This window comes from Brevibacillus schisleri (assembly GCF_055685845.1).
Genome location: NZ_JBVNDM010000001.1, coordinates 4,361,911 through 4,386,786, shown reverse-complemented (window position 1 = coordinate 4,386,786; position 24,876 = coordinate 4,361,911). Strand labels below are relative to the sequence as shown.

General features: G+C 47.3%; 26 protein-coding genes and 1 riboswitch. Of the genes, 18 read left to right on the top strand and 8 right to left on the bottom strand.

Translation table 11 applies throughout. From position 1 onward, the window contains the following. Positions 1-5 precede the first annotated feature (5 nt). Positions 6-740 (bottom strand): SDR family NAD(P)-dependent oxidoreductase, encoded by a 735-nt coding sequence (locus ACUUHJ_RS20750; RefSeq protein ID WP_472299777.1) that lies wholly within the window; start codon positions 738-740, stop codon positions 6-8. 274 nt (positions 741-1,014) lie between these two features. Here ACUUHJ_RS20750 and ACUUHJ_RS20745 point away from each other — a divergent pair, with 274 nt between their 5' ends. The 6 genes from ACUUHJ_RS20745 (at position 1,015) to ACUUHJ_RS20720 (ending at position 7,564) form a co-directional block, all read left to right on the top strand. Then, positions 1,015-2,634: a helix-turn-helix domain-containing protein gene (locus ACUUHJ_RS20745; protein WP_472299776.1), complete on the top strand. Its 1,620-nt coding sequence runs from the start codon at positions 1,015-1,017 to the stop codon at positions 2,632-2,634. 32 nt (positions 2,635-2,666) lie between these two features. Continuing rightward, positions 2,667-3,260 (top strand): nitroreductase family protein, encoded by a 594-nt coding sequence (locus ACUUHJ_RS20740; protein WP_472299775.1) that lies wholly within the window; start codon positions 2,667-2,669, stop codon positions 3,258-3,260. Next, on the top strand, positions 3,235-4,272 hold the full coding sequence (locus ACUUHJ_RS20735) for a FecCD family ABC transporter permease (RefSeq protein WP_472299774.1): 1,038 nt from the start codon (positions 3,235-3,237) through the stop codon (positions 4,270-4,272). Before ACUUHJ_RS20740 ends, ACUUHJ_RS20735 begins: the two co-directional genes overlap by 26 nt. Continuing rightward, positions 4,272-5,297: a FecCD family ABC transporter permease gene (locus ACUUHJ_RS20730; RefSeq protein ID WP_472299773.1), complete on the top strand. Its 1,026-nt coding sequence runs from the start codon at positions 4,272-4,274 to the stop codon at positions 5,295-5,297. Before ACUUHJ_RS20735 ends, ACUUHJ_RS20730 begins: the two co-directional genes overlap by 1 nt. A 42-nt stretch (positions 5,298-5,339) precedes the next feature. Continuing rightward, the gene (locus tag ACUUHJ_RS20725) at positions 5,340-6,341 is read left to right on the top strand and encodes an ABC transporter substrate-binding protein (protein ID WP_289673709.1); all 1,002 of its coding nucleotides are present in this window, start codon (positions 5,340-5,342) and stop codon (positions 6,339-6,341) included. 626 nt (positions 6,342-6,967) lie between these two features. Beyond that, the gene (locus ACUUHJ_RS20720; RefSeq protein WP_289673708.1) at positions 6,968-7,564 is read left to right on the top strand and encodes a PepSY domain-containing protein; all 597 of its coding nucleotides are present in this window, start codon (positions 6,968-6,970) and stop codon (positions 7,562-7,564) included. Between the two features lie 29 nt (positions 7,565-7,593). On the opposite strand, the gene ACUUHJ_RS20715 is transcribed toward ACUUHJ_RS20720, so the two are convergent. Beyond that, positions 7,594-8,367, bottom strand: a complete 774-nt coding sequence (locus ACUUHJ_RS20715; protein ID WP_472299772.1) for a metallophosphoesterase family protein — start codon at positions 8,365-8,367, stop codon at positions 7,594-7,596. Between the two features lie 143 nt (positions 8,368-8,510). On the opposite strand from ACUUHJ_RS20715, the gene ACUUHJ_RS20710 reads away from it, so the two are divergent. Further along, entirely contained in the window at positions 8,511-9,443 is a 933-nt protein-coding gene (locus ACUUHJ_RS20710; RefSeq protein ID WP_289678124.1) for a manganese-dependent inorganic pyrophosphatase, read from the top strand. A 49-nt stretch (positions 9,444-9,492) separates the two neighbouring features. Here ACUUHJ_RS20710 and ACUUHJ_RS20705 read toward each other — a convergent pair whose 3' ends face one another. Further along, on the bottom strand, positions 9,493-9,663 hold the full coding sequence (locus ACUUHJ_RS20705) for a hypothetical protein (RefSeq protein ID WP_289673706.1): 171 nt from the start codon (positions 9,661-9,663) through the stop codon (positions 9,493-9,495). 136 nt (positions 9,664-9,799) lie between these two features. Between ACUUHJ_RS20705 and ACUUHJ_RS20700 the strand changes: the two genes are divergently transcribed. Continuing rightward, positions 9,800-10,558, top strand: a complete 759-nt coding sequence (locus tag ACUUHJ_RS20700) for a MerR family transcriptional regulator (protein ID WP_289673705.1) — start codon at positions 9,800-9,802, stop codon at positions 10,556-10,558. A gap of 47 nt (positions 10,559-10,605) precedes the next feature. Here ACUUHJ_RS20700 and ACUUHJ_RS20695 read toward each other — a convergent pair whose 3' ends face one another. Further along, complete coding sequence (locus ACUUHJ_RS20695) at positions 10,606-11,190, bottom strand: pyridoxamine 5'-phosphate oxidase family protein (RefSeq protein ID WP_015892195.1); 585 nt, start codon at positions 11,188-11,190, stop codon at positions 10,606-10,608. A 156-nt stretch (positions 11,191-11,346) separates the two neighbouring features. On the opposite strand from ACUUHJ_RS20695, the gene ACUUHJ_RS20690 reads away from it, so the two are divergent. The 7 genes from ACUUHJ_RS20690 to ACUUHJ_RS20660 all read left to right on the top strand — a co-directional run bounded on the left by ACUUHJ_RS20690 (position 11,347) and on the right by ACUUHJ_RS20660 (position 17,724). Beyond that, positions 11,347-12,291, top strand: a complete 945-nt coding sequence (locus tag ACUUHJ_RS20690) for an MBL fold metallo-hydrolase (RefSeq protein ID WP_472299771.1) — start codon at positions 11,347-11,349, stop codon at positions 12,289-12,291. A gap of 151 nt (positions 12,292-12,442) precedes the next feature. Further along, positions 12,443-12,591, top strand: a riboswitch (cobalamin riboswitch). 152 nt (positions 12,592-12,743) lie between these two features. Beyond that, on the top strand, positions 12,744-13,739 hold the full coding sequence (locus ACUUHJ_RS20685; RefSeq protein ID WP_289673702.1) for an ABC transporter substrate-binding protein: 996 nt from the start codon (positions 12,744-12,746) through the stop codon (positions 13,737-13,739). 1 nt (position 13,740) lies between these two features. Next, positions 13,741-14,778, top strand: a complete 1,038-nt coding sequence (locus ACUUHJ_RS20680) for a FecCD family ABC transporter permease (protein ID WP_472299770.1) — start codon at positions 13,741-13,743, stop codon at positions 14,776-14,778. An 8-nt stretch (positions 14,779-14,786) separates the two neighbouring features. Next, complete coding sequence (locus ACUUHJ_RS20675; RefSeq protein WP_472299769.1) at positions 14,787-15,563, top strand: ABC transporter ATP-binding protein; 777 nt, start codon at positions 14,787-14,789, stop codon at positions 15,561-15,563. A gap of 12 nt (positions 15,564-15,575) precedes the next feature. Further along, positions 15,576-16,142 carry a bifunctional adenosylcobinamide kinase/adenosylcobinamide-phosphate guanylyltransferase gene (gene cobU, locus ACUUHJ_RS20670; RefSeq protein ID WP_472299768.1) on the top strand — a complete coding sequence of 189 codons (567 nt, stop codon included), beginning with the start codon at positions 15,576-15,578 and terminating at the stop codon, positions 16,140-16,142. 278 nt (positions 16,143-16,420) lie between these two features. Beyond that, positions 16,421-17,077, top strand: a complete 657-nt coding sequence (locus ACUUHJ_RS20665) for a YitT family protein (protein ID WP_289673698.1) — start codon at positions 16,421-16,423, stop codon at positions 17,075-17,077. A gap of 170 nt (positions 17,078-17,247) precedes the next feature. Then, positions 17,248-17,724: a hypothetical protein gene (locus ACUUHJ_RS20660; RefSeq protein ID WP_289673697.1), complete on the top strand. Its 477-nt coding sequence runs from the start codon at positions 17,248-17,250 to the stop codon at positions 17,722-17,724. Here ACUUHJ_RS20660 and ACUUHJ_RS20655 read toward each other — a convergent pair. From ACUUHJ_RS20655 to ACUUHJ_RS20645, 3 genes are all read right to left on the bottom strand, one after another. Then, entirely contained in the window at positions 17,709-18,821 is a 1,113-nt protein-coding gene (locus ACUUHJ_RS20655; protein ID WP_472301224.1) for an N-acetylmuramoyl-L-alanine amidase, read from the bottom strand. The two genes, ACUUHJ_RS20660 and ACUUHJ_RS20655, sit on opposite strands and share 16 nt — an antisense overlap. 101 nt (positions 18,822-18,922) lie before the next feature. After that, a complete protein-coding gene (locus ACUUHJ_RS20650; RefSeq protein ID WP_289673696.1) occupies positions 18,923-19,732 on the bottom strand; it encodes a WYL domain-containing protein in 810 nt (269 codons plus the stop codon). After that, the gene (locus tag ACUUHJ_RS20645) at positions 19,719-21,017 is read right to left on the bottom strand and encodes a helix-turn-helix transcriptional regulator (RefSeq protein ID WP_472299767.1); all 1,299 of its coding nucleotides are present in this window, start codon (positions 21,015-21,017) and stop codon (positions 19,719-19,721) included. The genes ACUUHJ_RS20650 and ACUUHJ_RS20645 overlap by 14 nt, the downstream gene beginning before the upstream one ends. Positions 21,018-21,199: 182 nt before the next feature. Between ACUUHJ_RS20645 and ACUUHJ_RS20640 the strand changes: the two genes are divergently transcribed. The 3 genes from ACUUHJ_RS20640 to thiM all read left to right on the top strand — a co-directional run bounded on the left by ACUUHJ_RS20640 (position 21,200) and on the right by thiM (position 24,234). Next, positions 21,200-22,636 (top strand): RtcB family protein, encoded by a 1,437-nt coding sequence (locus ACUUHJ_RS20640; RefSeq protein WP_289678122.1) that lies wholly within the window; start codon positions 21,200-21,202, stop codon positions 22,634-22,636. 280 nt (positions 22,637-22,916) lie between these two features. Next, a complete protein-coding gene (locus ACUUHJ_RS20635) occupies positions 22,917-23,459 on the top strand; it encodes a hypothetical protein (RefSeq protein WP_472299766.1) in 543 nt (180 codons plus the stop codon). Then, entirely contained in the window at positions 23,425-24,234 is an 810-nt protein-coding gene (gene thiM / locus ACUUHJ_RS20630; RefSeq protein ID WP_472299765.1) for a hydroxyethylthiazole kinase, read from the top strand. The genes ACUUHJ_RS20635 and thiM overlap by 35 nt, the downstream gene beginning before the upstream one ends. Positions 24,235-24,277: 43 nt before the next feature. On the opposite strand, the gene ACUUHJ_RS20625 is transcribed toward thiM, so the two are convergent. Further along, the gene (locus ACUUHJ_RS20625) at positions 24,278-24,481 is read right to left on the bottom strand and encodes a hypothetical protein (protein WP_081437252.1); all 204 of its coding nucleotides are present in this window, start codon (positions 24,479-24,481) and stop codon (positions 24,278-24,280) included. Positions 24,482-24,876: the final 395 nt, after the last annotated feature.

Genomic DNA, 24,876 nt, shown 5'->3' with positions numbered 1-24,876 from the left:
CGTTATTACCGCAGATATCCGCCGTTGTTGATGTCAAAAGTCGCTCCGGTGTAGTGTTTGGACTTCTCCGATAACAGGAAAACGACGGTATCTGCCACGTCAGCTGGCATTACAGGGCTATCGATGAGGCCGTGAGCTAGATATTCTGCCCGACGCCATTCTGGAATGGTGTCCATCATCGGTGTAGCAACCATAGTGGGTGCTACCGCATTGACCCGGATGTAGGGAGCGAAGTTCATCGCGCAGCTTTTCGTCAAGCCGAGAATGGCCGCCTTCGAGGTTCCATAGACTGCATCCGAGCTGCCCTCGATTCCGGATACAGAGGACAGGTTGACGATAGCTCCTCGTTTTTGGGCAGGAAAAAGGAGCTTTCCGAACATCTGTGAGAAATAAATGCAACTTTTTACGTTAATCGCGAGCACCTTTTCAATTGTTTCGAGGTCGTAGTCCAGAATGTTTTTCGCCAGGTAAATGCCTGCGTTATTGACGAGACTGGTACAATCCGCATGCTCTGCCTCGATATGCGCAAAAAAAGCCGCGACCTCCTCATATTTGCTAACATCCACACAATACGTATGTAGTCTTTCTGCTCGATCCATCTCATCTTCCAGTGCCAGCAAAGCTTCCTGATTGAGGTCACACGCGATGACAGCGGCCCCTTCTTGCAAGCAGTGCATTACTACGGCTTTCCCGATCCCAGAAGCTGCTCCTGTTACGATTACCTTTTGATTGCTCAGCATACCTGTACCTCTTTCTGTCTGTGTTTAAGTAGAAACATAGATGGGAAATCTGAGATGCTTTGTTAAAATATAAGATTTTTAAAAATATTTGTCTAGGAAGAGTGTCAATAGAATAGCTTACGTGGAAAGAGAAAACGTCGAGTGGTCATCTTGATGATCGTTTGGCGTTTTTTTGCTTTTTCACATGCAAGTAAATTGCAGTTTTGCCAAGTCTCTCGTACAATTGGTGAGAATTGTTATCAATTGCTGCATCATGATTCAAGAGGAGTTATTTATGAGAAAAACAGACAAATATAGTGATCCGAATGTCATCACTGTAAATGATGTGCAAGTTTTGTCCATTTCAAAAGAATGGAAGCTTGCAGAAGCGAGAGATAGAAGCGAACAAATAATCATGTTGGTAATAGAGGGCAGGGCGTCATTTCGGTTGGATAAGACAGGAGGGATGCTGAACCAGGGAGATTTCATGGTCATATCTCCAGAGGATATGCAGGAAGGACTCGCCCTTTTGCCCATTACGGAGAATATCTATGTATGTTACGTAGCGCTTTTGGCTGCTCATGCCAGAAAAGAAAGGGATGGCTGGCTCATAGACGAAATGATGCTACCGATCCAGGGGAAGCACCATATCGAAACAATCTCCTTGATTCACCATCACATCGAACAATTGCATCTGGCATGGCGAAAAGATCACTTCGATCAGGCAACCATGCAGATTCTTTTTTGGAAGCTATGGCAAGCGATTATGGCTGGAATCACGCTGCAAGAGAAAAAAACAGATCGTCAACAACTTCTTCAAGGGATCGCTGAGCATATGGAGCAGCATTGTGAGGAGACTTTTCAGATCGAGGAGATGGCTCGCTACTCAGGAATGACGCCGACCCTTTTCTATCAGCAGTTTAAGGAGTACACCTCGCTCACTCCCTTGCAATTCATCAATCGAAAACGAATGGAGAAGGCTTGTCAGCTTCTGGTGACGCAGGATGTGATGATTCCTGAGGTAGCTAATGAAGTGGGCTATCGGGATGTGTACTATTTCAGTCGGATGTTTAAAAAGATCGTTGGCGTTCCCCCTTATCGCTTCAAGAAATCGTTACAAAAGAAAATCGCCGTACTCCATCCAGCGATCATCGGTGATCTGCTTGCATTGGGGGTTTCAATCCAACATCTGATCCCTGTTTGGGAAAAGCATCGGCAAAAGAGGCCGTACTCCCAGATGGAAGCAGCCATACTGGAATTTGACCTGTACCGTCTGCATCAGATGGAGCCGGATTTGATTGTCGGAACAGATCAGGTTGCACCCTGGCTTGAACAATTGGAAGCCATTGCACCGACACAGCTTATTCCTTTCAAAACAACGACCTGGCGAGATCATTTGCAGCAGGTAGCTGCCATGCTGGGAATTACAGAGGTGGCGACGAGTTGGCTCTATTATTATGATCTGAAAGCAGTTGCAGCCCGCGAGCGTATCCGCAAAAAAATTGGGAATGAAACCGTTATGGCAGTGAGGGTTTGGGATGGGGGAGCCCGTATATTTGGTGCGAGAAGGCGGAAAATTTCTGATATTTTATACGGTGACCTACAGATAAGACCGCCAGTGGGAACAGATCATTTTGCCTTTCTGGATATCGCGAGCCTGGATGAGCTTCAAGATTTTCAGGCTGATCATATTCTGCTTTTCGACGAAAGGAAAATTCGAACGGATGTACGCAAGCATCGATTAAAGGGAAATGTACATCGAGCTGGGGTATATCCTTGGCTGCATTATTCCGCACTCGGCCATGAGCAGGCCATATCAGAGGCGCTCACGCATCTTGCAGCGTCACAGGAATGTACAAAAAAGGAATCAGGTTCTTCAATTTTCTTGCGTCCACAAGTTTGTGATAATGATTGAGAATGAGTATCACTATTGTTGGAGGGAACGAGATGGAACCATCATTGTATCCGATTGCACAAGCGATCCGTGACCGCAGAACCATAAAGAAATTCAAGCCAGACCCGATTCCACTGGAATTGATTCGTGAGTTACTGGATGTAGCTGTCTGGGCACCTAACCACGGACTACGCGAGCCTTGGCGATTCGTTTTGTATATGGAGGAAGGCAAGCAGGTTGTCGTCGATGCCATTCTTCAAAACGCCATGAAAAAGCGAGATTCGGAATTGCTTTTACGCGTCCCGACCTATCTTATGGTTATCGTAAATGAAGACTCTCGGCAAAGAGAACGGGAAGAGGACTATGCGGCAGCCTGCACGTTGATTCAAAACTTTCAGCTAGCGGCGTGGGAGCGGGGATTGGGTGTCGTTTGGAAAACGGAACCGTTCACGTATCAAGCAGGATTTTTGCAAGCGGTAGGGGTACGTGCGGAGGAAAAGCTCGTAGGAATGCTTCAGCTTGGCTTTCCGGAGGTCATCCCGGAAGCACGGGCGAGAAGGGCTGCAAATGACAAGCTGACCGTGATTCATTCGAACGTTGCTCTGGAGGATAGGAAGGGAAATGTCACTGTCACAGCCGATCGCTAAAAATGCTTCGCTTCGAACTAGGCCGTGGATGGCGACCGTGTTGATTGTTGCGGGGATCTGCGCCATCCTTTTCGGGCTAGGTTCATCCATTATCACAGGAGTGGCTAACATCTCGTTTGCCACCGTTTGGAACTCGATTTTTCATTATGATTCTAGCAACGAGTATCACGTCATTATTCAATCACTGCGAATGCCGCGTGCCTTGGCAGGAGCGCTGGTGGGAGCTGCTTTTGCCGTAGCAGGAGCCATCATGCAAGGGGTTACGAGAAATCCGATTGCGGATACGGGCTTGATGGGCATTAATGCAGGGGCAGGATTCGTGCTCGTACTCGTTTTTGCTTTTGCGCCAGGACTCCCTTTTGAGTCTATTATTCTCTTTTCTTTTATAGGAGCGGGTCTGGGAGTAGGGCTTGTATATGGACTGGCCTATTTTTCCAAAAACGGTTTGACACCTTTACGGCTCGCGTTGGCTGGGGCAGTCGTTAGCTCTATCCTATCAGGGATTAGTCAGGCGATATCCCTCCTCTTTCAGATCAACTACGATCTGGCATTCTGGTCAGCAGGGGGGATCTCTACAGCGGAGTGGTTTCAAGTATCCGTCATGATGCCCTGGATTGTGGGAGGAATCATTGTGGCTATGATCCTATCTCGCTCCATTACCATTTTGAGTTTGGGAGAAGAGATCGCAGCGGGACTCGGACAAAAGACCAGGCTGGTGAAGGGCTTGTCGGCGGCTGTCGTCATGGTGCTGGCGGGTGCTTCGGTCTCGACAGTTGGCGGTGTTGGGTTTGTAGGTCTTGTTGTCCCACACATCGTCCGTTTTCTGGTTGGGGTTGATTACCGCTGGATTATTCCTTGCTCGGCAATCATGGGAGGCGTTTTGGTTGTTTTTGCAGACATCGGAGCCAAAATGATAGCGATGCCCTACGAAACACCGCTTGGCGCCATTATCGCTGTCATCGGGGTCCCCTTCTTCCTGTACCTGGCACGTAAGGAAAGGAGGGAGTGGTAGTGGACATCGATCCATTTTCTCAAAAAAGAAAAAGCCGTAGTGTCCGACTGATCCTTCTTTTCGCGGTACTTTTGCTTGTCGGTTTTGTCCTGAGCTTGAACACGGGACCGTACAGTATTGGGCCCTTCGAGGTGTTGCAGACATTGCTCGGGGAGGGCTCGAAAAAGCAGAGCCTCGTGTTGTTTGAGCTGCGGCTTCCTCGTATGGTGATTGCGGTCATGATTGGGGCTGGGCTTGCTGTATCGGGGACGATTTTGCAAGGAATCTCTCGCAATGGTCTGTCTGACCCTGGCATTCTTGGAATCAGTTCAGGTGCTGGACTGGCCGTATTGTTGTTCGTCTCTACTTATCCCGCGACGAACATGGCTCCGCCTTTTTTGATGCCGTTTCTCGCACTCATCGGTGCCACTGCCACAGCAGGCATCATCTATATGCTTGCATACAAGAAGGGGCACGGCATATCTCCTACTCGTCTTTTGCTTACAGGGATTGCAGTAGGGGCGGGACTTAGCGCCATCAGCATTATTTTGACACTTCAGTTGAATCCACGAAACCTCGAGTTTGTCGTCACTTGGCAAATGGGATCGTTGTGGGGCTCCAATTGGAAGTTTGTGCTGGCACTTTTGCCGTGGATAGTGATTCTGCTACCGTACGTGTATCGGAAGGCAAATGTACTGAACCTGCTCAGTATGAACGAACATATTGCAGCAAGTCTGGGTGTATCTCTTCAACGGGAGCGACTGGCTTTGATGGCCGGGGCGGTTGGTTTGGCTGCGTCGAGTGTAGCGACAGGTGGAGGCATAGGCTTTATCGGTTTGCTTGGCCCGCATATCGCCCGCAGATTGGTCGGACCCCAGCATCAATACATGCTGCCCATTACGGCGCTCGTCGGTTCATTGCTCGTATTGGCCGGGGATACGATAGGGCGAAGCATCATGCCAGCTACAGAAGTACCAGCGGGTATTGTTATTTCCCTCATTGGTGGGCCTTATTTTCTGTATTTATTGATCCGGACAAAGGGGTAAGACACGTTGAAATCAGGAGATGAAAAAAGGAGTTCAATCCATATGAAAAAGCAATTATCAGGCATTCTGTCCGTAATCTTAGCCACAGCCGTCGTAGCGGGTTGCGGAGCAAGACAGTCGACTACAGACACAAACGCTAACAATAAAACGCAAACGGTTGAGGCAGGAGCATCACAACCCGATACGAAAGGGACAGAGGTGCCTGTGTATCCTCGAACCATCAAGCATGCGATGGGGGAAGTCACACTGGAGAAAAAGCCGAAGCGTGTTGCTTCTGTCGATATCATGGGAACAGATTACTTCCTCGTGCTAGATTTTGCTCCGATTGTATCGGAAGGCTTTGAGTCGACAAAAAGCAAGTCACCCATTTTTGCGAAGTATGCGGAAGGGAAAACGGTGAAGGATCTGGGTGGAAAAACGAATTTGGAGACTTTGTTGGAGATGGACCCAGAGGTTATTGTCATGACAAGCACCGGAAAAGGCTCCAGATTTGAAGAATTCAACAAAATGGCTGATTCCATCGTCATTGATTTCTCTGTGGATGCACCCACCCGCCTCATGAAAATAGCTGAAGTTATTGGCAAAGAAGATAAGGCGAAGCAAGTTTTGGCGGATTTTGATAAGCTGAAAAGCGAAGCAAAAGCAGCAGCAGACAAACATAAAGGAGAAACGGTGCTATTCCTCGTTTCCAATGGCAAGGATTTTACGGTGATGCATCCCAAAAACTTCCCGATTTACTATGAGGAAGTGGGACTAACGCCGATAGCAGGATTGCCCGAGGATGGAAAGATTGGGGGGCGTATCGGAATCGAGGCATTGAGTGAGCTCGCTCCCGATCATATCTTTATTGCTGAGAACCGCCGATCGGCAAAAGCAGAAGAGCCGGAAGGGTTGATTCATATCTGGAAGGATCATCCTGTCTGGAAAAACCTCAAAGCAGTGAAAAACAACCAGGTTTACAAGATGGATACACTCGCGGGCGATACGTTCTTCCTGGGAGAAATCGCTGGATTGGAAGCCATTAAGAACAATCTCGGAAAATAGAAATTCTCCCTAAGGTTCGTAACCATATAAGAAGCACTCCACAAGATTAGTAGAGTGCTTTTTTTTATTTCCGATTATCTGATTCCGTATAGGCAGAGGAGATAGCTTGTGTTGCTTGTGCCAATTGGATTCGTGCTGGGTTTTTCACTTCCAGGGTCATAACGGACATGAAGACCGTATGCATCGTTACGAAAAAATAGATTCAAAAAAAGATGTTTTTCAAAAGTGGTGATTCCACGGAAAAATCGTTTCTCCTTCTCATGTAAGAAAAAATAGAAAGTAATTAGAAACGATATGTATTACACTGCCATTCACGCTCTCTTTCGTATGTCATCGAGTCGACTGTTGTCCTCTCGATTGCTTTCATTATACGGAAAAAAGCGGAAAGCACGCAAAAGCGCGAATGGTTCATTTGCGTCGATTTAAAGCCAGTATGGTTCGTTTTTGCCAGTAGAAAACACGCGCTCTTTTTGTTAATCGCTGTGGCTCCCTGGCAATTATGAATTCTGTGAGAGGTCTCTTCTATTTTCTCATCAATTTCTAATCTCTCTCTTTTTTTCCTTCATCTGCCCTTTTTATGATAAAGTAGATCAAACAAACCCAGTCGAAAAAAGGAGCGAGATCATATGAAAAAAGTAGTCATGACCATGGTAGGAGCACTGATTGTAGGGAGCCTTGGCGTAACAGCCTTTGCACATAGCAACCAATCTTACAGTGTACCGCAAAAGAACACTTCTGCCGTGTACTTGCAAATCGACGATGATGTGAAACATAATTGGGCGAAGATCGTGCGCATCACGCCTGAAAAAGCACTGAAAAAAGTTCGGGATGTACAGCCTGGTACCATTATCGAATGGAAGCTGGATGAAGAGGACGGTTTCCTCGTATACAAAGCAGAGATCAAAAACAAGCAGCAAGAGATTGATGTGTACGTCGACGCGATGACTGGCGATGTGTGGCAAACAGTTGACCACGATGACGACGATGATCATGACGACGACAACGACGATCAGTGGAAAAAACAACCAGTGAAAATCAGTGTAGAACAAGCGAAAAAAATCGCGCTGGCTAAAGTGAACGGCACCATCAAATCCATGAAACTGGATGATGACGATAACCACTATGTGTATGAAGTGGAAGTGAAAACGGCTAAAGGACAGGAAGTCGATTTGGAGATTTCCGCTACAACAGGCGCTGTACTGGATGTAGACTGGGACGATTAATCTAGGTAGCTATCCTTCTCAACCGATCCTCAATAAACAGAGGGTCGGTTTTTTTGTGCAAGTGCCTCTAAAAATTCCATTGCTTCTTGATCCGTAGGTATCTCTCGGACATTCTCCTCGGCAAACTTCTGGGCTTGCGGATAGTTCGTGGAAGCGATTTGTTTTGCAGCAGCCTCTATGTCATAGGGTGTAAAGCGATGCTCGTAGCTGTCACCATCAAGAAGTAACCAATATGCCCCTGGTTTGTTGGCAAACGGCATGCCCACACTTCCTGCATTGAGGATACGCAGATCGCCAAGGCGACGTTCAAATTGGACATGCGTATGACCGCAGATGACTATTCGTTGCAGCGTTCGCTCAAAGTAAGTGGCCACAACTGTATCAGGAGTGAGTGGGGTGAAAATATCTTCATCATTGGTGGGAATGGCATGGCAGAAGAGTACGTCCTCATAATTCTCGCGTGTTAACGTGTAGGTAAGAGGGAGTTGCGCCAGAAAGTCACGATCAGAGCGGCTCAATTGCTCCGCAACCCATGACGTGATTTCTCGGACAGAATCGGACATTTCCAAAGCCTGAGCCTCTCCGTCAAATGTGAGAAGTACTTCACGCTCGCCATTACCACGGATGAATTGCAAGGGTGTATCCAATTGGAAGAGCATTTCAAGTGTTTGGACGGGCATCGGGCCTGAGATCGTATCACCCCCGATGACAATAAGATCAGGCTTCACTGCTTCCAGTTCTACCAATACAGCCTGTAGTGCAGGGGCATTCCCGTGAATGTCATACAGTGCTGCCACTTTCATCTCACATCGCCTCCCGTTCATTCCTGATTGATCTTCAAAATCGTATTTTCAATGATCCGATTTGAACCTATAATGTATCTTGGGCATATCCTCTAAGCTGTGGTATAATTTGGAAGCCAAATTACGATTAAGGAGTATGGATGATGGAAAAAAAACTAATCTTCGGTCATAAAAATCCAGACACAGATTCCATTTGTTCAGCGCTTGTGTACGCTGACTTGAAAACAAAATTGGGCGCGAATGTAGAGCCTGTACGCCTCGGTGTAATCAGCAGCGAAACTGCGTTTGTGTTGAATTACTTCCAAGTAAAAGAGCCGCGCCTCGTAGAAACCGTGGCGAATGAAGTAAATGAAGTCATCCTTGTAGACCACAATGAGCGCCAACAAAGTGCGAATGACATTGAGCAAGTGCAAGTGGTAGAAGTGATCGACCATCACCGTATTGCGAACTTTGAGACGAGCAATCCTCTCTACTTCCGTGCCGAACCGGTTGGATGCACGACTACCATTTTGAAGAAAATGTACAAAGAAAACGGCGTAGACATTCCAAAAGAGATGGCGGGATTGATGCTTTCTGCTATCATTTCGGATACGTTGCTGTTGAAATCCCCAACTTGCACGGAGCAAGATGTGGCGGCTGCTCATGAGCTGGCTGAAATCGCAGGTGTCAATCTGGAAGCATACGGTCTGGACATGCTCAAAGCGGGGGCAGACCTGAGCGACAAAACAATCGAACAATTGCTCACATTGGATGCAAAAGAATTCCAAATGGGTAATGCGAAAGTAGAAATCGCACAAGTAAATGCAGTAGATGTCAATGATGTACTTGCACGCCAAGGCGAACTGGAAGCAGCTATGAATGCAAACATCGCTGAAAAAGGTTTGGACCTGTTCGTGTTTGTTGTAACGGATATCTTGAACAACGATTCTGTTGCGATCGCTCTTGGTAGCGCAACACAAGTGGTAGAAAAAGCGTACCAAGTAACATTGGTAGACAACAAAGCTGTTCTGAAGGGCGTTGTCTCCCGTAAGAAGCAAATCGTACCGGTATTGACTGATACATTCCAAGCTCTGTAAAAAGAAAGGTGGCTGCCATGCACAGGATGCGGGCAGCCATTTTTTATTTCTACATTCCTTGGCTAGGATTATTGTGCATCTGGAACAAGGTTTGCTGGGCATAAGCATCGTCACTGTAATGCGTGATGGCATGTTTATCTCTGGCTTTGAGGCTAAGCAACCCTGTTAATCCCCATCCGGCACCGACTACGGCTACAATGAAACCGATGATATAGAGCATCGAAGTCCCCCCTTGTATGGCGTTATCTATATTTTAACAAATTATGGATAGAGAGTAACGCCAATTTTATGCTGAAAATGTGTTTGACATTGACGGTCCGTAAATGTGTACGATCAATTTGTCAGGAGGAATGAACATGGAATATACGGTGCAAAAGCTAGGACTCCTGGCGGGTGTCAGCACCCGGACGCTCCGATACTACGATGAAATTGAGCTTCTCAAGCCGGCGAGAATCAATTCGTCAGGGTATCGCATTTACGGACAGCTTGAGGTTGATCGATTGCAGCAAATCCTTTTTTACCGCGAGCTGGGTGTGAGCTTGGAGGAGATCAAGGAGATCCTGGATTCACCAACCTTTGATGCTGACCGAGCACTGTGGGAGCACCGCGAGAAGCTCCTGGAAAGGCGAGCGCAATTGGATGCGTTAATCGCCAATGTCGATTTGACATTAGCACAAAGAGAGGGGACCAAAACGATGAGTGACAAACAAAAATTTGAAGGCTTCAAGCAGAAGTTGATTGACGACAACGAGGCACAATACGGAGAAGAAATTCGTGCAAAATATGGAAGTGAGCAGGTTGACAAATCCAATCAGAAAATAAAAGGAATGACCGAGCAGGAGTACGCCGCACTTGAGCAGTTAAATGAAGAACTGCATGAGACGTTGGCAAAGGCCTTTGCGACGGGAGATCCTGCTCATGAGCTTGCGCAAAAAGCAGCAGATCTTCACCGTCAATGGCTCAGCTTTTATTGGGACAGTTACAGCAAGGAAGGGCACGCAGGTGTTGCCCAGATGTACGTCGATGACCCGCGCTTTACTGCTTACTATGACAAGGAACAGCCAGGTGTAGCCGCGTTTCTCCGCGATGCAGTGGTCATTTATACCAGCAAGTAAAGAGTTTTCAAACAAAGAAGCTGCGAGCAAGGCAGCTTCTTTGCATTTTACGCTTCGTTATCCCCACCTACTGCGGGAAAAAGCTTTTGTCCCAATGGTGTTGGCAATCCATCCATGCTTACTACGTTGTTTTCCTTTTGATAAGCAAGCAGTTCCTGCTCGTCTTTAGCCAAAGTCCATTTCTGAAGGGTGTCGCGTTCTTTTGAGTAGGAATAGAAGGGGATAGCCCAGCCGCAAGAAGTCTTTACTTCCTGTACGTTTACGGTAATGATTTGACGAGCACCGGGCAGAAGCGGGAAGTCTTTTACGAGCTCATCCCACCGAGGCGAATCTGGGAGAATAACCGTTCCTTTGCCGAATAAGCGCATGATCAGAGGGGGGCCTTCAAATGCACAAAACATGAGAGTAATCCGGCCATTTTCCTGTAGATGTGCACTGGTTTCGTTTCCGCTTCCGGTCAGGTCTAAATAGGCCACCTCGGTAGGCGATATGATGCGAAAGGAATCGTACCCTTTCGGTGAAAGATTCACGTGACCATCTGTGTCCATAGGAGCAGAGGCAACGAAGAACATTCGCTGCTTCTTGATAAACTTCTCATGCTCAGGTCTTAACTCAGAAAAAAGCTGACCCATTTTGCACCCCTCCAGGTAAAGGAATTGTTTTTACTACCCTCATATTACGATGAAAATATGAAGAATTTGTGTTGTTTTTCCCAGTTCGTCCAAAATTGATGATAAAGTGTAAATATTCCCTCAATAAAATGGTTTTTGAAAAGGAGGAGCATTTACATGCAATCATCACAGCCAATTTACTTAGGGGAGCGCATCCATTTAATAGACGGTTTCGATATGGGCTGGGCGGAACGCACGGGGACATATGTCATCGCTGAAGAAGAACTGACTTTGGTCGAAACAGGGCCAAGCCCCTCCGTCCCATACATCAAGACCGGCCTCGCCAAGCTCGGTTTTACCCCGGAACAAGTAAAATACATCATCGTGACGCACATTCATTTGGATCATGCGGGAGGAGTGGGACTTTTTCTAAAGGATTGCCCAAACGCAAAGATCGTCGTCCATCCAAAGGGTGCACGTCACCTCGTTGATCCAAGCCGACTGATCGCAGGGGCGAGAGCGGTGTACCATGATGATTTTGATCGATTGTTTGATCCGATTGAGGCTGTTCCCGAAGAGCGAATTTTGATTCGTGGAGACGGAGATACACTAAAGATCGGGGCGAATTGCATGTTGGAGTTTCTGGATTCGCCAGGTCATGCCAATCATCATTTCAGCATCTACGATCCCGTTAGCCGCGGCATGTTCACAGGTGATACGGCAGGTGTACTTTATCCGCAGCTTAAAAAGGACGGTATACACCTCGTGCTGCCATCTACTTCTCCGAATCAGTTTGACCCAGATGCCATGTTAGCGTCTCTACGTCGATTTGAAGCGCGCAAGCTGAATTGCATTTACTTTGGTCATTTTGGGATGTCTGAACAGGTAGACGATGTGTACCGCCAAATACGTGAGTGGCTCCCTGTGTTTGTGGCGGAAGGAGAATCAACACTTGCTGCTGGACAAACATATGCTGACCTGTCTCGTAAGTTATTGGAACGAGTCTCGGAGCATCTACAGTCACAAGGCATCAATGATGACCACGAAGTTTTCGGAGTACTCAAGCTCGATTTACAGGTGTGCGCCATGGGCATTCTGGATTATTTGCACAAACGAGGGTAAAAGCTTTGCCAAAAGCATTCCATTTGCCTGAACCCTTTGTTCAGGCGCTTTCATTTTTAGCAGACAAGAAAGTAATAGCTTACGTGTTTGTCATTCTTTTTTCACCCAAGGAATGCTATGATGTAGGATGAGTCATGGACTGTGACAATTTCAAACGTAACAGCAAATAGGTGCCTCGTCTTTTCTCAAAAAGATCGGGTGAAAAGGGAAGTCGGTGAAAATCCGACGCGGTCCCGCCACTGTAAATCGGCTCGTTACTCAGCCGTAAGCCAGGAGACCTGCCTGTTTGTTTTCGTGCCTGTTGCCTTCGCGGAAAGGATCGGCCTATTTCAGGAAGCAGTCCTGTCTGTTTGCCCTGAGGTACCGACCCTTTGATTTCCGAATGGAAGCAAGGGTCGCTTTTTTTATTGGAAGGTACAGTCAATCAGACACGCAGAAAGGAAGTTCTACATATGAAACGTTCATTGCGATTCATGATCCCACTACTAGTTGCGGCGAGCCTCGCAGGTTGTGCGGGTAACGATAACAGCCAGCCAGCACCTGGTGGACAAACAAGTGCACCGCAGACAGCACCGCAAGAGAATACAGCCGAGCAGCCTGCAAAACAAACTACGTATCCGTTGACAGTCAAGGATGCGACAGGAAAAGAAGTAACCTTTGCAAAAGCTCCTGAGCGAATCGTCTCCACATCACCTGCCGAGACAGAGATTTTGTTCGCATTAGGCTTGGAAAATCGGATTGTAGCTGTCTCGGACTATGATGATTATCCAGAAGCGGCGAAGGCAAAACCGAAAATTGGCGGCGTCGTCAAACCGAATGAAGAAGCGATTCTCGCTCAAACGCCAGATATGGTCGTCGGTGGGATTTCGATGGAGAAGCCAGTGGCTGACAAGCTCAAATCACTCGGGATGCCCGTCTACATTACCCATCCGACAAAGATGGATGACATCCTAAACAATGTGTTAGCGATGGGAGTGATCACTAACAAACAAGAACAAGCCGAAAAAGTCGTCGCGCAAATGAAGAAGGATATCGCGTACGTTCAAGATGCAGTGAAACATGTAAAACCGGAAGAGAAGAAAAAGGTATACCTTGAATTTTCCCCAGGCTGGACAGTCGGAAAAGGTGAATTCATGGACGAACTCATCACACTGGCTGGAGCGACAAACATTGCTTCTGACACACAGGGCTGGAATCCGATCAGTGAAGAAAAGATTTTGCAAAACGATCCAGACGTCATTTTGTATGCGAGCGGAATTACCGATGAAAAGACTGGCGTCAAGCTGGAGGATATGATCGCCAAGCGTAATGGCTGGGATAAAATGAAGGCGATTCGTGAAAAACAAATCTTTGGCATGGACCAAAATATTTTGTCCCGTCCCGGTCCGCGTATTACACAAGGCTTGATCGAAGTAGCGAAGGCGATTTACCCAGACTTGGTGAAATAAAATGAAGAAACGATTGTTCATATGGGGAGGAGTCAGCTTTCTCGTCCTTCTGGCATCAATAGTCATCAGCATCTCGATGGGGGCGGCACATCTCCCCATTTCGCAAGTATGGCTCATCCTGCTCCATCAAATCTCGGGCTTGTCTGAGTGGATCACCGTAACGTGGCCGGAGTCATCTGAGCAAATTGTCATGAAGGTTCGTTTTCCACGCGTTGTATTGGCTGTTTTGATTGGCGCCTGCTTGTCTCTTGCGGGAGCGGGTTTTCAGGGAGTTTTGCGAAATCCTCTCGCAGATCCGTTTACGATGGGCGTGGCATCAGGTTCTGCTGTCGGAGCAGCCTTTTTGATCCTGTTTGGCTTGCAAATCAGCTTTTTGGGTGCATGGAGCACGCCTGTTGTCGCTTTTCTTACAGGACTGCTCAGTTTATGGATCGTACTCGGACTCGCGAACACGCAAGGAAAGCTGCAAACGGAGACCCTGATTTTGTCTGGTGTTGTGGTGCAGGCTTTTCTCGGCTCACTCGTTTCCTTTATGGTGTCGCTATCCGACCAGACGGTGAATGAGATCGTGTTCTGGCTGATGGGCAGCCTGTCATTTCGGGGCTGGGCCTTCACGTATGTCTTGATTCCGTACTTGGTCATAGGCGGAATGGTGCTGGTAAGCTATGCACGTTCCTTGAACCTATTTGCGTTAGGCGAGCGGCAGGCTGCGCATCTCGGCGTCCATGTAGATCGAACGAAGCTGGTGGTTTTGGTCGTCTCGACTCTTCTGACGGCAGCGGCGGTTTCTATCGCGGGAATTATCGGGTTCGTTGGCCTAGTGGTACCGCACCTCGTCCGTATGCTTGTCGGTCCTGACCATCGAATTTTACTGCCAATGGCTGCGATCTGCGGTGGTATTTATGTGCTGTGGGCCGATACTCTCGCCAGAATGCTGCTAAGTCCAACGGAAATCCCGCTCGGTGTCGTGACAGCATTTCTGGGTGCACCGTTTTTCGCGTATTTATTAAAGCAAAATAAACGCTTTAGGAAGAGGTAACGTATGCAATGATCAATGTGCACAGCTTGCAAAAATCGTATCAGGATACGCCAGTTTTGCACGGAATCGATTTTTGCGTGGACAAGGGAGAATTTTTTGGCATTATCGGACCAAATGGAAGCGGTAAATCCACCTTGCTGAAAATGATTTCAGGGGTCATTAAGGCAGATGCAGGAGACATTTTGCTTCAGGAGAAAAAGCTTCATTCCTATCCACGTAAAGAGCTTGCCAAAATACTGGCTGTATTGGAGCAAGAGGGGCTGCCGCCAGTGGGCTTTCGCGTTCGAGAGGTGTTGGAGATGGGGCGCTTTCCTTACCAAAATTGGCTGGGGGAAGAGAAGCAGGATGTAGCATCGCTCATTGATGAAATCGTACAAATGCTCGGCCTTGAACATTTGGAGGAGCGCACACTGGATCAGTTGAGTGGTGGGGAAAAGCAGCGCGTAGCTTTGGGGAAGGCATTGATCCAGAGACCTCAGGTGCTGTTGCTTGATGAACCCACGACTTACCTCGATATCGGGTACCAGATTCAGCTTATGGACATCGTGCGAAAATGGCAAAAGACGACCCGGGTGACGGTCATTGCTGTGCTGCACGATCTGAATCTGGCCTCCCTCTACTGCGATCGTATTTTGATGCTGCATAAAGGAAAGCAGATAAGCGTCGGCACACCAAAAGACATTTTGCAAAGTGACAGAATAGAGGCTGTATACGGAACCAGACCGATTGTCATGGAGCATCCTGTTCATCGTTTGCCGCAAATTATTTTGCAATCGCAAGTGTAAGGAGACAAAAGCATGATCGTACTGATAACAGGTGGAGCACGCAGCGGAAAAAGCACGTTTGCCGAAAAATACGCGGCTCATTTGGGCTCCTCGGGTGTTTACATCGCGACCGCACCAATCACTGATGAGGAAATGGAAGAGCGGATCTTGCAACATCGCGACCGCCGCTTGCAGTCCATCTTTCCTTGGCAAACGATTGAGGAGCCGTATGCATTGACAGAATGGCTGACGAAGCTCGAAGCACAAAAGGACATACAAGAACAGCAGACAGTGATTTTGATTGATTGCTTGATCCTTTGGCTTTCCAATTGGCTTTTGCATGATGGGGAGGAGCAGTCGTTTGAGGGTGTGCTCCAACAGGTGGATGTGCTGGTAAACAAGATAAAAGACTACCCGGGGACCGTTTTGCTGGTGACAAATGAAGTTGGCGACGGACTCGTCCCGCAACATCCATTAGGCCGAACGTTCCGAGACCTAGCGGGGCTGATGAATCAGCGCGTGGCAGCTGTTGCTGATCAAGTTTTTCTTGTCACAGCAGGGATTCCGGTGGAACTAAAAGGACAAGCTTTCCGATTTTAACGTGGTGAAAAGACGGTTTCGAGTCGTCTTTTCACCTTTTTTATGATATAATACAAGAAAAGCCATGGAAGGGATCAGGATACCATGCGTCCCCATAGGACGATCTGGAAACGTTTTGACCTCTCCTACATCTAGCTTCGTAGTAGTCGCTCGTCACTGAAGACGACTAATCTACTACGAAAGCGAGGCCCTTTGTATGAGTAGCGACTTATACTTGCGATGTTCCTCGGTAGTCGGTTGGTCGTCTGTGCCTAAACCGACAAAAATGCGAGGAAACCATGATGAGGAGAGCGCTGCAGTTATCTAAGCGTTATAGTATGATTTTGTTTGGAGCTTGTTTACTTGCTTTTGCGTATTATCACATTAACTTTCAGAACCATTTGTCTGAAGGCGGGTTTGTTGGCTTGGGGTTACTGGCGAAATACGCCTTTGACTTGTCGCCAGCGATGGTGATGCTTTTGCTGGATATTCCACTGTTTTTGGTTGCCTGGTTAGTAAGAGGTCGCCAGTTCATCTGGGACACCATTTTTGCATCACTTGCTTTTACCGTGTTTTACGATTTGTTTGAACGATTTTCACCGATTGTCATGGATATGAGCAGAATGATGCCGCTGGCGTCTGTCTTGGCCGGTGTATTGACCGGGCTAGGTACCGGATTGGTTCTGCGCTATGGAGCTGCGACAGGTGGAGACGATATTTTCTCCCTGTTGATCAGTAAGTACACGGGATTGTCCATTGGTACGGTCTTTCTTTTACTGGACGTTATTGTGCTTTGCATGTCGTTCTGGTTCGTGCCGATGAAAGAGATGATGTATACCATTTTAGCCGTTGTCATTTCCAGTCAAGTCATTACCTGGACCGTCAATCATGGTACAGGAGTGGAGGTCATGGAAAAGGAGCACGGGCATGGAAGCGTCTCGATGACCCACCGGTAATGAGTAGATATTCAGTTGAAAAACATGCCTATACAAAAGCAAGCAAAAGGCCAAGTCGGTTTTCATGTCGACTTGGTCTTTTGAGCGTTTATGACCGTTTTTGTACATAATATCCTGCTTTCCTAGTGGATACTAACCAACACAGATACTATCGATGGAAAGGACCTGCCATGAGCGATCCGTTTTTTAGCAACTATAAAGCATTCGTCGTCATACCGGCGGATGAGAAGCAAATGGGACCGGAGCCTTTTAGCCCGAACGATTACGCCAGCCATTTCATCCTGACGTTTTCACTGTACGATGCGGTTATTTCCTCTTGGAGGGAAGCGACAAAGTATAAAGTGCAGGCAAAAAAAGGGCTGTCGAATGTGATCGAGGGTTTCAACGCCAAACGACGTGGTACAGCCCGTCTGCATCTGTTGGAAATGGAAGAAGACCAGGCATATTTCGTCCTGGCCTTGTCGTTGAAAATCCAAAAGGACAATGAAAAAGCGCTCATGGAGACGATCACCAATCTGCTGGACAAAGATTTCGCTACCGACTTGTTGATCGGCGAGACCTGGTATCAGATCATTGGTGCCAAAGGGAAATTCGAGCGGAAGCTATTCTCCTACAATGTCCAGCCGTACGATTATCGCCCGAAGTAATCTGCTAGGGCTTCCGTAATCGCCTGGGCAGCTTTGTCCTGATAGGACGATGTACGGACGATGCCTTCATCCTTTGGATTCGATAGAAAGCCAAGCTCAATTAAGACGGACGGATTATTATTTTCGCGTAGGACGTGATAATTGCCGAATGAAATGCCGTTGCTTCTTAAACCGATGCCACTTGCCAAGCGGGACTCAATCGCTCGAGCTAATGGCTCATCCTTGCCTTGCGAATAATAAAAAGTAAGGGTACCGCTATTTGGCTTCACAGAAGAATTGTAATGGATGCTAATGAAGGCATCTGCTCCCTTTGATTCGCTAAAAGCGACACGCTGCGCTAGCGAAGGCTTTTCTGTGTCACTTGTCCTCGTCATGAAGACTTGCGCACCCCGTTGTCGCAGCTTGCTGGCGAGCAGCATGGCCGTTTTGTAATTCAACGTTTTTTCCATGCTATTCCACTGCGTTCCCTGTGTCCCGACATCGGAACCGCCATGTCCCGGGTCGATGACGATGACTTTTCCTTTTAAGCCTGGCGATTTGGTGCTTTTGGTCACCGGAGCGTTGGCATTGGCCTTGGCATCGCCAATATATGTCGCAGACACCCAGCCCGTCTGTCCATTGGAAGTTCTCGCTTGGATCCAGTCACCTTGCTTTTTCAAAATATCTACACGGGTTCCTCTGGGTAGCGAGAGGACAATCTCATGGCTCGTGCTTGGTCCTTTGCGCATTCGAAGCGAATCGGCCAAAACCGTACCTTGCTGGCTTTTGGCAACGGCTGTATTGGCTGATGAAGAAGCTGAACCCGCACTCGTTACCGCTCCTTTTTGCAAGTAATACCCCGCGACCCAGCCTACCTTTTGATTGTATCTAATTTTTGCCCAACCATATGCTTCATCCGTAATGGTCACGACGGCTCCTTGCGGCACGGTAGCGACAACAGAGGCATTGGGGGCTGGTTCACTGCGAACGTTCAGAGAGGTCGCGACCACCTTTGCCTGGATGACACTTGCTGCTTGCGCCGGCTCTGTATGAAACGGCCATGACAGACTAAGCCATAGCCCACATAGGAGGGACGCTTTTTTACATGTTGTTTTCATCATTTCTACCTCTGACTTGGATTAGCTATATCTCACCTGAACTATGATAAGGGAAATGCAGGAAATCGAATAGGGTATGATTTCCTGATTTTTTGGGACAATTAAAGTGGAGTTTCGGTATATCTTGCCAAGGCGTTCGTTGCCGACTCTGCCATTCGCTGTTTGAGCTGATCGTTTTCTACTACTTTTACCCGGAGGCCGAGAAAACGAATGCGTGATAAAATAAACTCCTGTTCGTCGGATAAAAAGTGCAGGGTGATCGTGTACACCTGCGATTCTGGGTCAAAAGCGACCTCCTTGTCAAAGCAGGAAAACGCGTACAATATGCGCTGGAGCTCAGCGTTGTAACGACGGATGACCACAATTTTTGCCATCTGCTTGCGCTGTTGGATCTGTTCCAACATAGCCGGTAAAAAACTGTCATACCATACATCTTCTATGTAAAGCTCATCGACGGAGCGAATGAGATGCAGCGGAGTCGTGATCAGGCGATTGGTAGACATGTTTAGCCAGATCAGGTACCAGGCCTTCTTGGCAAGTGAATATTCCAGCTTGTAGGGAACCCCTCGTTGATTGCGAAAAACCGGGCCTTTGTTCGTGGCTGCGGTTATTTTTATGTGATTCTTGCCGAGAATGATTCGTCGCAAGGTGCGCACGAGTGGGCTCCAGAGCTGTTTGGCCTGTGTTTGCGCTTTTTCCACGAATCGTTCTTGTTCGGTCCATTCATTTTCTGGCGTATGTGTCAAACGGCGAAGCTTATCGAGTGTAGCGGGCTCGAAAATTTCTGCCGCAGACGGATTCGCCAGCATCAGGGAGAGCCACGCTTTTTCGTGTGAGGTGACCGGATAAACCCCCGCTTCATCCAGTCGTGTCACTAGCTGGTAATTATGTATCTTATCAAACAGATTCATAGTAAGCGAGCAGCTCCTCCCATTCTTTTTGGAATTGCTTGCGAAGAAACAGCGGTTCAAGAACTTCCACGCTCGAACCGAAGCTGCGAATCCACGGTGTAATTTCCATCGTGCTGTTCACGTTTATCTCGTACACAAAGCTCTCCCGTGATTCTTCTGTCACAATCCCCCATTGCCCCTGTGCCTCCACTCGCTCTTGGATAAAGGAATGAGGCGTGTCGCGAGGCTGAAAAAAGCGAAGGCGTACCGTTACGAGTTTTCCGGTATCAATCAGCCAACTGTGTGCAATGCGCTCATCCGCACTTGCTTGCAAGGAAGTGAAGATTTCCGGCGTAACAGATTTGCCTGTTACGAGCTTGGTCATACCTTCCACACGGTATTTGCGCAGCGGACCATCATTGCCGCATCCTTGTGCCAGCAAGTACCATCTGCCGTATTGATGATCAAAAATAACCCGGAGTGGAATTGCTTTTTGATGTTGCCCTGTTGTATCCCGTTGGAAAGTCGGATTCGTATTTTGAGAATCGTAAAACTTCCGGCGTTTGGGCGTGTAGTAGTGAAATTCAACGATTTTTCGCTGACGAATGGCTTCCGTGAGAAGTAAAGCTTGATATTCATCGAGAATACGTGAGACGAAATGATATTTGTATAAAAACGCAGATGCATCGGTTAACTTCAGGCGATGCTTGAGATAGCGCTTCACTTTTTCTTGCAGAAGATAACCAGGGACAGCCGGTAGTTTTGTATTGGCCATGAAGTCGATGAAATCGTACAGATCCAAAAGCTCATCGTCCGTCAATGAGTCCAGTAGCTCGTCATCGAATTGATAAACGTACGGTCTGACCTCACTAACATTTTTTATCACACCAATTTCTTCGAGGTATTTCATGTCCTGGCGAATTGTTTTTTCATCGGGCTCTGTATCTACAAACGTCTCCAGTAATTCTTTAATGGAGAGGGGCTGCTGTTTGAGCTTTTCCAAGATGTGCGAAAGTCGCTCTACTTCCGAATCCTTCAATGATTTCGCATGGTACAAAAACATCAAGAAATTGTCCGTCACCTCAAAATAGTTGTAACGAAGCTGCGTGTAATACTCTTTTTTCTCCTCATCGCCGACATGCTGATAAAAGGTCGATTGGATGTCCTTCAGCTTTTTCATCGTTTTATCAAGCGTATGAACGGAGATCCCGAGTCGCTCGGCTAACTGTTGCCGATTGTAGGCACCAGCGGTTAAAAACAGGAGACGGAGCAATTGCAGCTCTTTGTCAAAGCTTTCGCGTGCCATTACACTCATCCTTATTCACTCGTCATTTATTTCCAAATTAGTCCTCATATTACGAAGAGGCTGAAGAGAAGTCAATGAGAAAGTGAGGTTCGTAATACTTTTACCATGTTCAAATTACATGCGCAGATGGAAAATAAGGGTATGAAAAACAGCGCAGCTGTGAGAGACAGGAGAAATAGATGATGAAAACAATTTTGCATGGAAACAACCATCGTGAAGTGAAGCTGGAGCATGGAAATGTGCACGTTTTTGCGAATGACGAAGTCTTTGCGAGCTTCGGTGAACGCGTATACCAAATGGCAGACAATAATTTGCGTATTCCGCGAAATGTTTATTTTTCGTATACCCCTGATGCGCATGTAGGCGTTGGGACTTGCATTGGGACGACAGCGGTTTGGAATCTTGCCGATGGATTTGTCTCGCCATCCATCGTCGGATCAGACATTGGATGTGGAATGCGTGTGCATCTGACTCCATTGCATCGGGACGACCTCAAAGACAAGAGTCTAAAGCGGGCTTTGATCGAAGCGATCGAAGCGTACGTCCCGACAAACGAACGGGGAAATACGCATTTTACGGATATTCGCTTGGAGGAAGTGGTGAAGCATGGCTTACAAGGACTGCCGAGCAACTACATTCCAGACACAGAAGCAGCTCCTGACACCTTTAGCCGTTCTTTCTCGCATGTGGAAAAGTACACATTTGAATTCGACCATTCCTTCCTGGAGCAAATACCGCAAAAATCTTGGAGTCGTGCGTGGGGCCAGTTGGGAACATTAGGGGGCGGTAACCACTTTATTGAAATCCAGCATATCGAGATCGCGGAGGAGAACAGGGAAATTGCGAAAGCGTGGGGACTGTTCGACGGCCAGGTCGTCATCATGATTCATTCCGGTTCGCGGGCGTGGGGGGCTATGTTAGGGAGGGATTACACCAAAAGCTTCAAGGAAGTCATGTACAAATGGGGGATCCATAATCCCGAGCCAAGCCTGGTATATGCTCCGATCCAAAGCGAGGAAGGGCAACAGTATTTGAATTTGATGTACTCCGCGCTGAATTTTGCGGTAACGAATCGGCATATGATTGGATTTTCAGTCGAGCAGGCGTTTCGCGATATTTTTGGTAGAGAGACGCGTACACCAGTCCTGTATGATCTGATGCATAATTACGCTTTGAAAGAATTCCATCGCAATACGCCGGTGCTCGTCCACCGCAAAGGAGCGACGAAGGCGTTGCCAGCAGGCCATTTCCAAAATCCGAAGGCTTACCGTAAAACGGGACATCCAGCATTGATTCCAGGTTCTATGGGAACATCGTCCTATATCATGGTTGGATCGGAGGCTGGCGCCAAAAACTTTTATTCGATCTGTCATGGTGCTGGGCGTGTTCGTTCCCGCAAAGCAACCAAGGAGCTTGTGACCATCGATCAATTCGAGCAGGCAATGCGCGTGGGACAGGAAGATGAGATCATGGTGAATCACCGTTCGCTCGCTTCCATCCTTGATGAATGCCCGCAAGCCTATAAAGATGTGGATCAAATCATTGATTCAGTTGTGGGAGCAAATCTTGCCTCTGTCGTAGCAAAATGTAACCCTATTATTGCCATAAAAGGAGTATAATGAAGAGTGGCTTCCTGAAAATTTTGGGGGAGCCACCTTTTGTGATTTAACTTACACTAAAATACAGAAGTTAAATTGTGAACAAATTGCTGAGAAGTTTCAAAAAATAGGTTCGAATGTAACATAAATTGCATGGCTTCCTCAACCGATACCAAAAGAGAGACAATATAGGGGAGATAGGGGAACAGATATGCCTACATACTATTACTTCACCTGCCTAAAATGCCGAACCCGGGGGGGAGTTTTCGGCGAACAGGCCTGGGGCTGGGGAAACTTTGACATGATCGAGTCCTTCAAATACCTGGCTCACCACATCCGTACTTGCGGAGAAGATTCGATTCGCGTGATTTCTGAGGATGTAGATGATTATGTAGATCAGTTACACGGAGAGTACAACACCTTCCTTGAGCAAACGAAGCATATATTTCCGCATTCCAAGGATTGGGAGTTCCTCGATCGATGGAAAACACTAAAAGTAGAAGAAATGAAGATAAAATGGGTCGAGGAAAACAGGATCATGCATCCAGATGATCGGATGAAAATATGCGGAGTGCTTGATGCCGTGGATATCTTGAAAGAAGGGGCGGGAAGAGTCTCGTTCAGTGCTAGTGTGACGGACGATGATGGGAAAGTGTGGAAAATCGTAGCGAATATGCGCGAATTACCCATCTTAAAACACGCGTATATCATCATTGGCGTCATACAAGAGCATTCTATATTAGGAGAAGTCATCGAGGTGTACAAGATGATTCCACGAGTCTCTGTTCAGGAGGAAAGGGGTAACGATCATGATTCTGGAGACAAGCGGGCAATTACTAATTAAAGTACGCGAGGAAAATCCACTCGTTCATAACATAACGAACGTAGTTGTCACAAACTTTACAGCAAACGGCTTGTTAGCTCTTGGTGCATCCCCTGTCATGGCGTACGCCAAACAAGAGGTGGCAGATATGGCAAAGATCGCCGGAGCTCTTGTATTGAATATAGGGACATTGAATGAGGATGAGGTCGAAGCGATGTTGATCGCAGGAAAATCCGCGAATCAGCATGGAGTGCCTGTTTTGTTTGATCCGGTAGGGGCGGGAGCAACATCGTATCGAACCGAGACAAGTCAACGTCTTGCGCAGGAACTCGACCTTTCTTTCATTAGAGGAAATGCTGCCGAGATTGCGAATGTCATCGGGGAGCGTTGGGAGATTAAAGGTGTAGATGCGAAGGAAGCTAGCGGAGATGTCGAGGACCTAGCGAAAGCAGCGGCGAAAAAACTAAGAACAATCGTTGCGATTACGGGCAAAGTCGACATTATTTCGGACGGTGAAACGACTTACTCGATCCATAATGGTCATCCAATCTTAACGAAGGTGACCGGAACAGGCTGTTTGTTAACGTCTGTTATGGGAGCGTTTGCAGCCATTGCAAAAGACAAGCTGATGGCAGGAGCTGCGGCATTGGTATGCTACGGTGTTGCTGCTCAGCTGGCAGCCGAGAAAGCAGCGAAAGTAGGTCCAGGCAGTTTCCAAATCGAATTTTTGAATGCCTTGCATAACTTGACCGCAGACGATGTTCACCGTTTTGGCTACATCGAAAAAAGGGAATAAAAATTCCCCTTTAAAAAAGGGGAGAAAAATGGCCGTAGAACGATTAAGCTAGATATGTTAGACAGTAGCTGTAATTTCGTAGTGAATAAGACAGCAGCTTCTTCTGGTGCTCTGAGAGTGATAGGAATATAAATTCAACGTGATCATCATCGTATGGACGGACATAAAAACGGGAAATACCATGACAAATAATTTCTCTCTTTAACGTCAGTGCCACACTGGCGTCTGTTCGTATGTGCAATTCCACGCTGCGTACCCTCCTTGGACATTCAATAGAGTACCAAAAAAATACAAGGAAAAACAAGGTAATTAAGTCTGAATCATGTCCAAGTTGTTACCGTTTTTTGGATGAAAACTGACAAGGAGAACGATTCAGAAAAGGCTAGCGAGGATTGCTGGGAAAGCACCCTGTACGAGAGAAAAAATTCGAAATGATTCCGGCCATTCTCCCTTTTTCCGTTGTGTTGTTTACTTTACTTCGAAGGCAGCGTACGAGCTCTTGATCGCAGTGACATGAGAAATAGCCGTGCTTTACATAGCATTCATCATGCCTCTTGCAGCATCTGTCGACATCATCAATTGGCGCAGCCGGCCCGGAGCATCCAGGCCCACACCAGTTTCCGTACAAACAGGGGAAGCCTA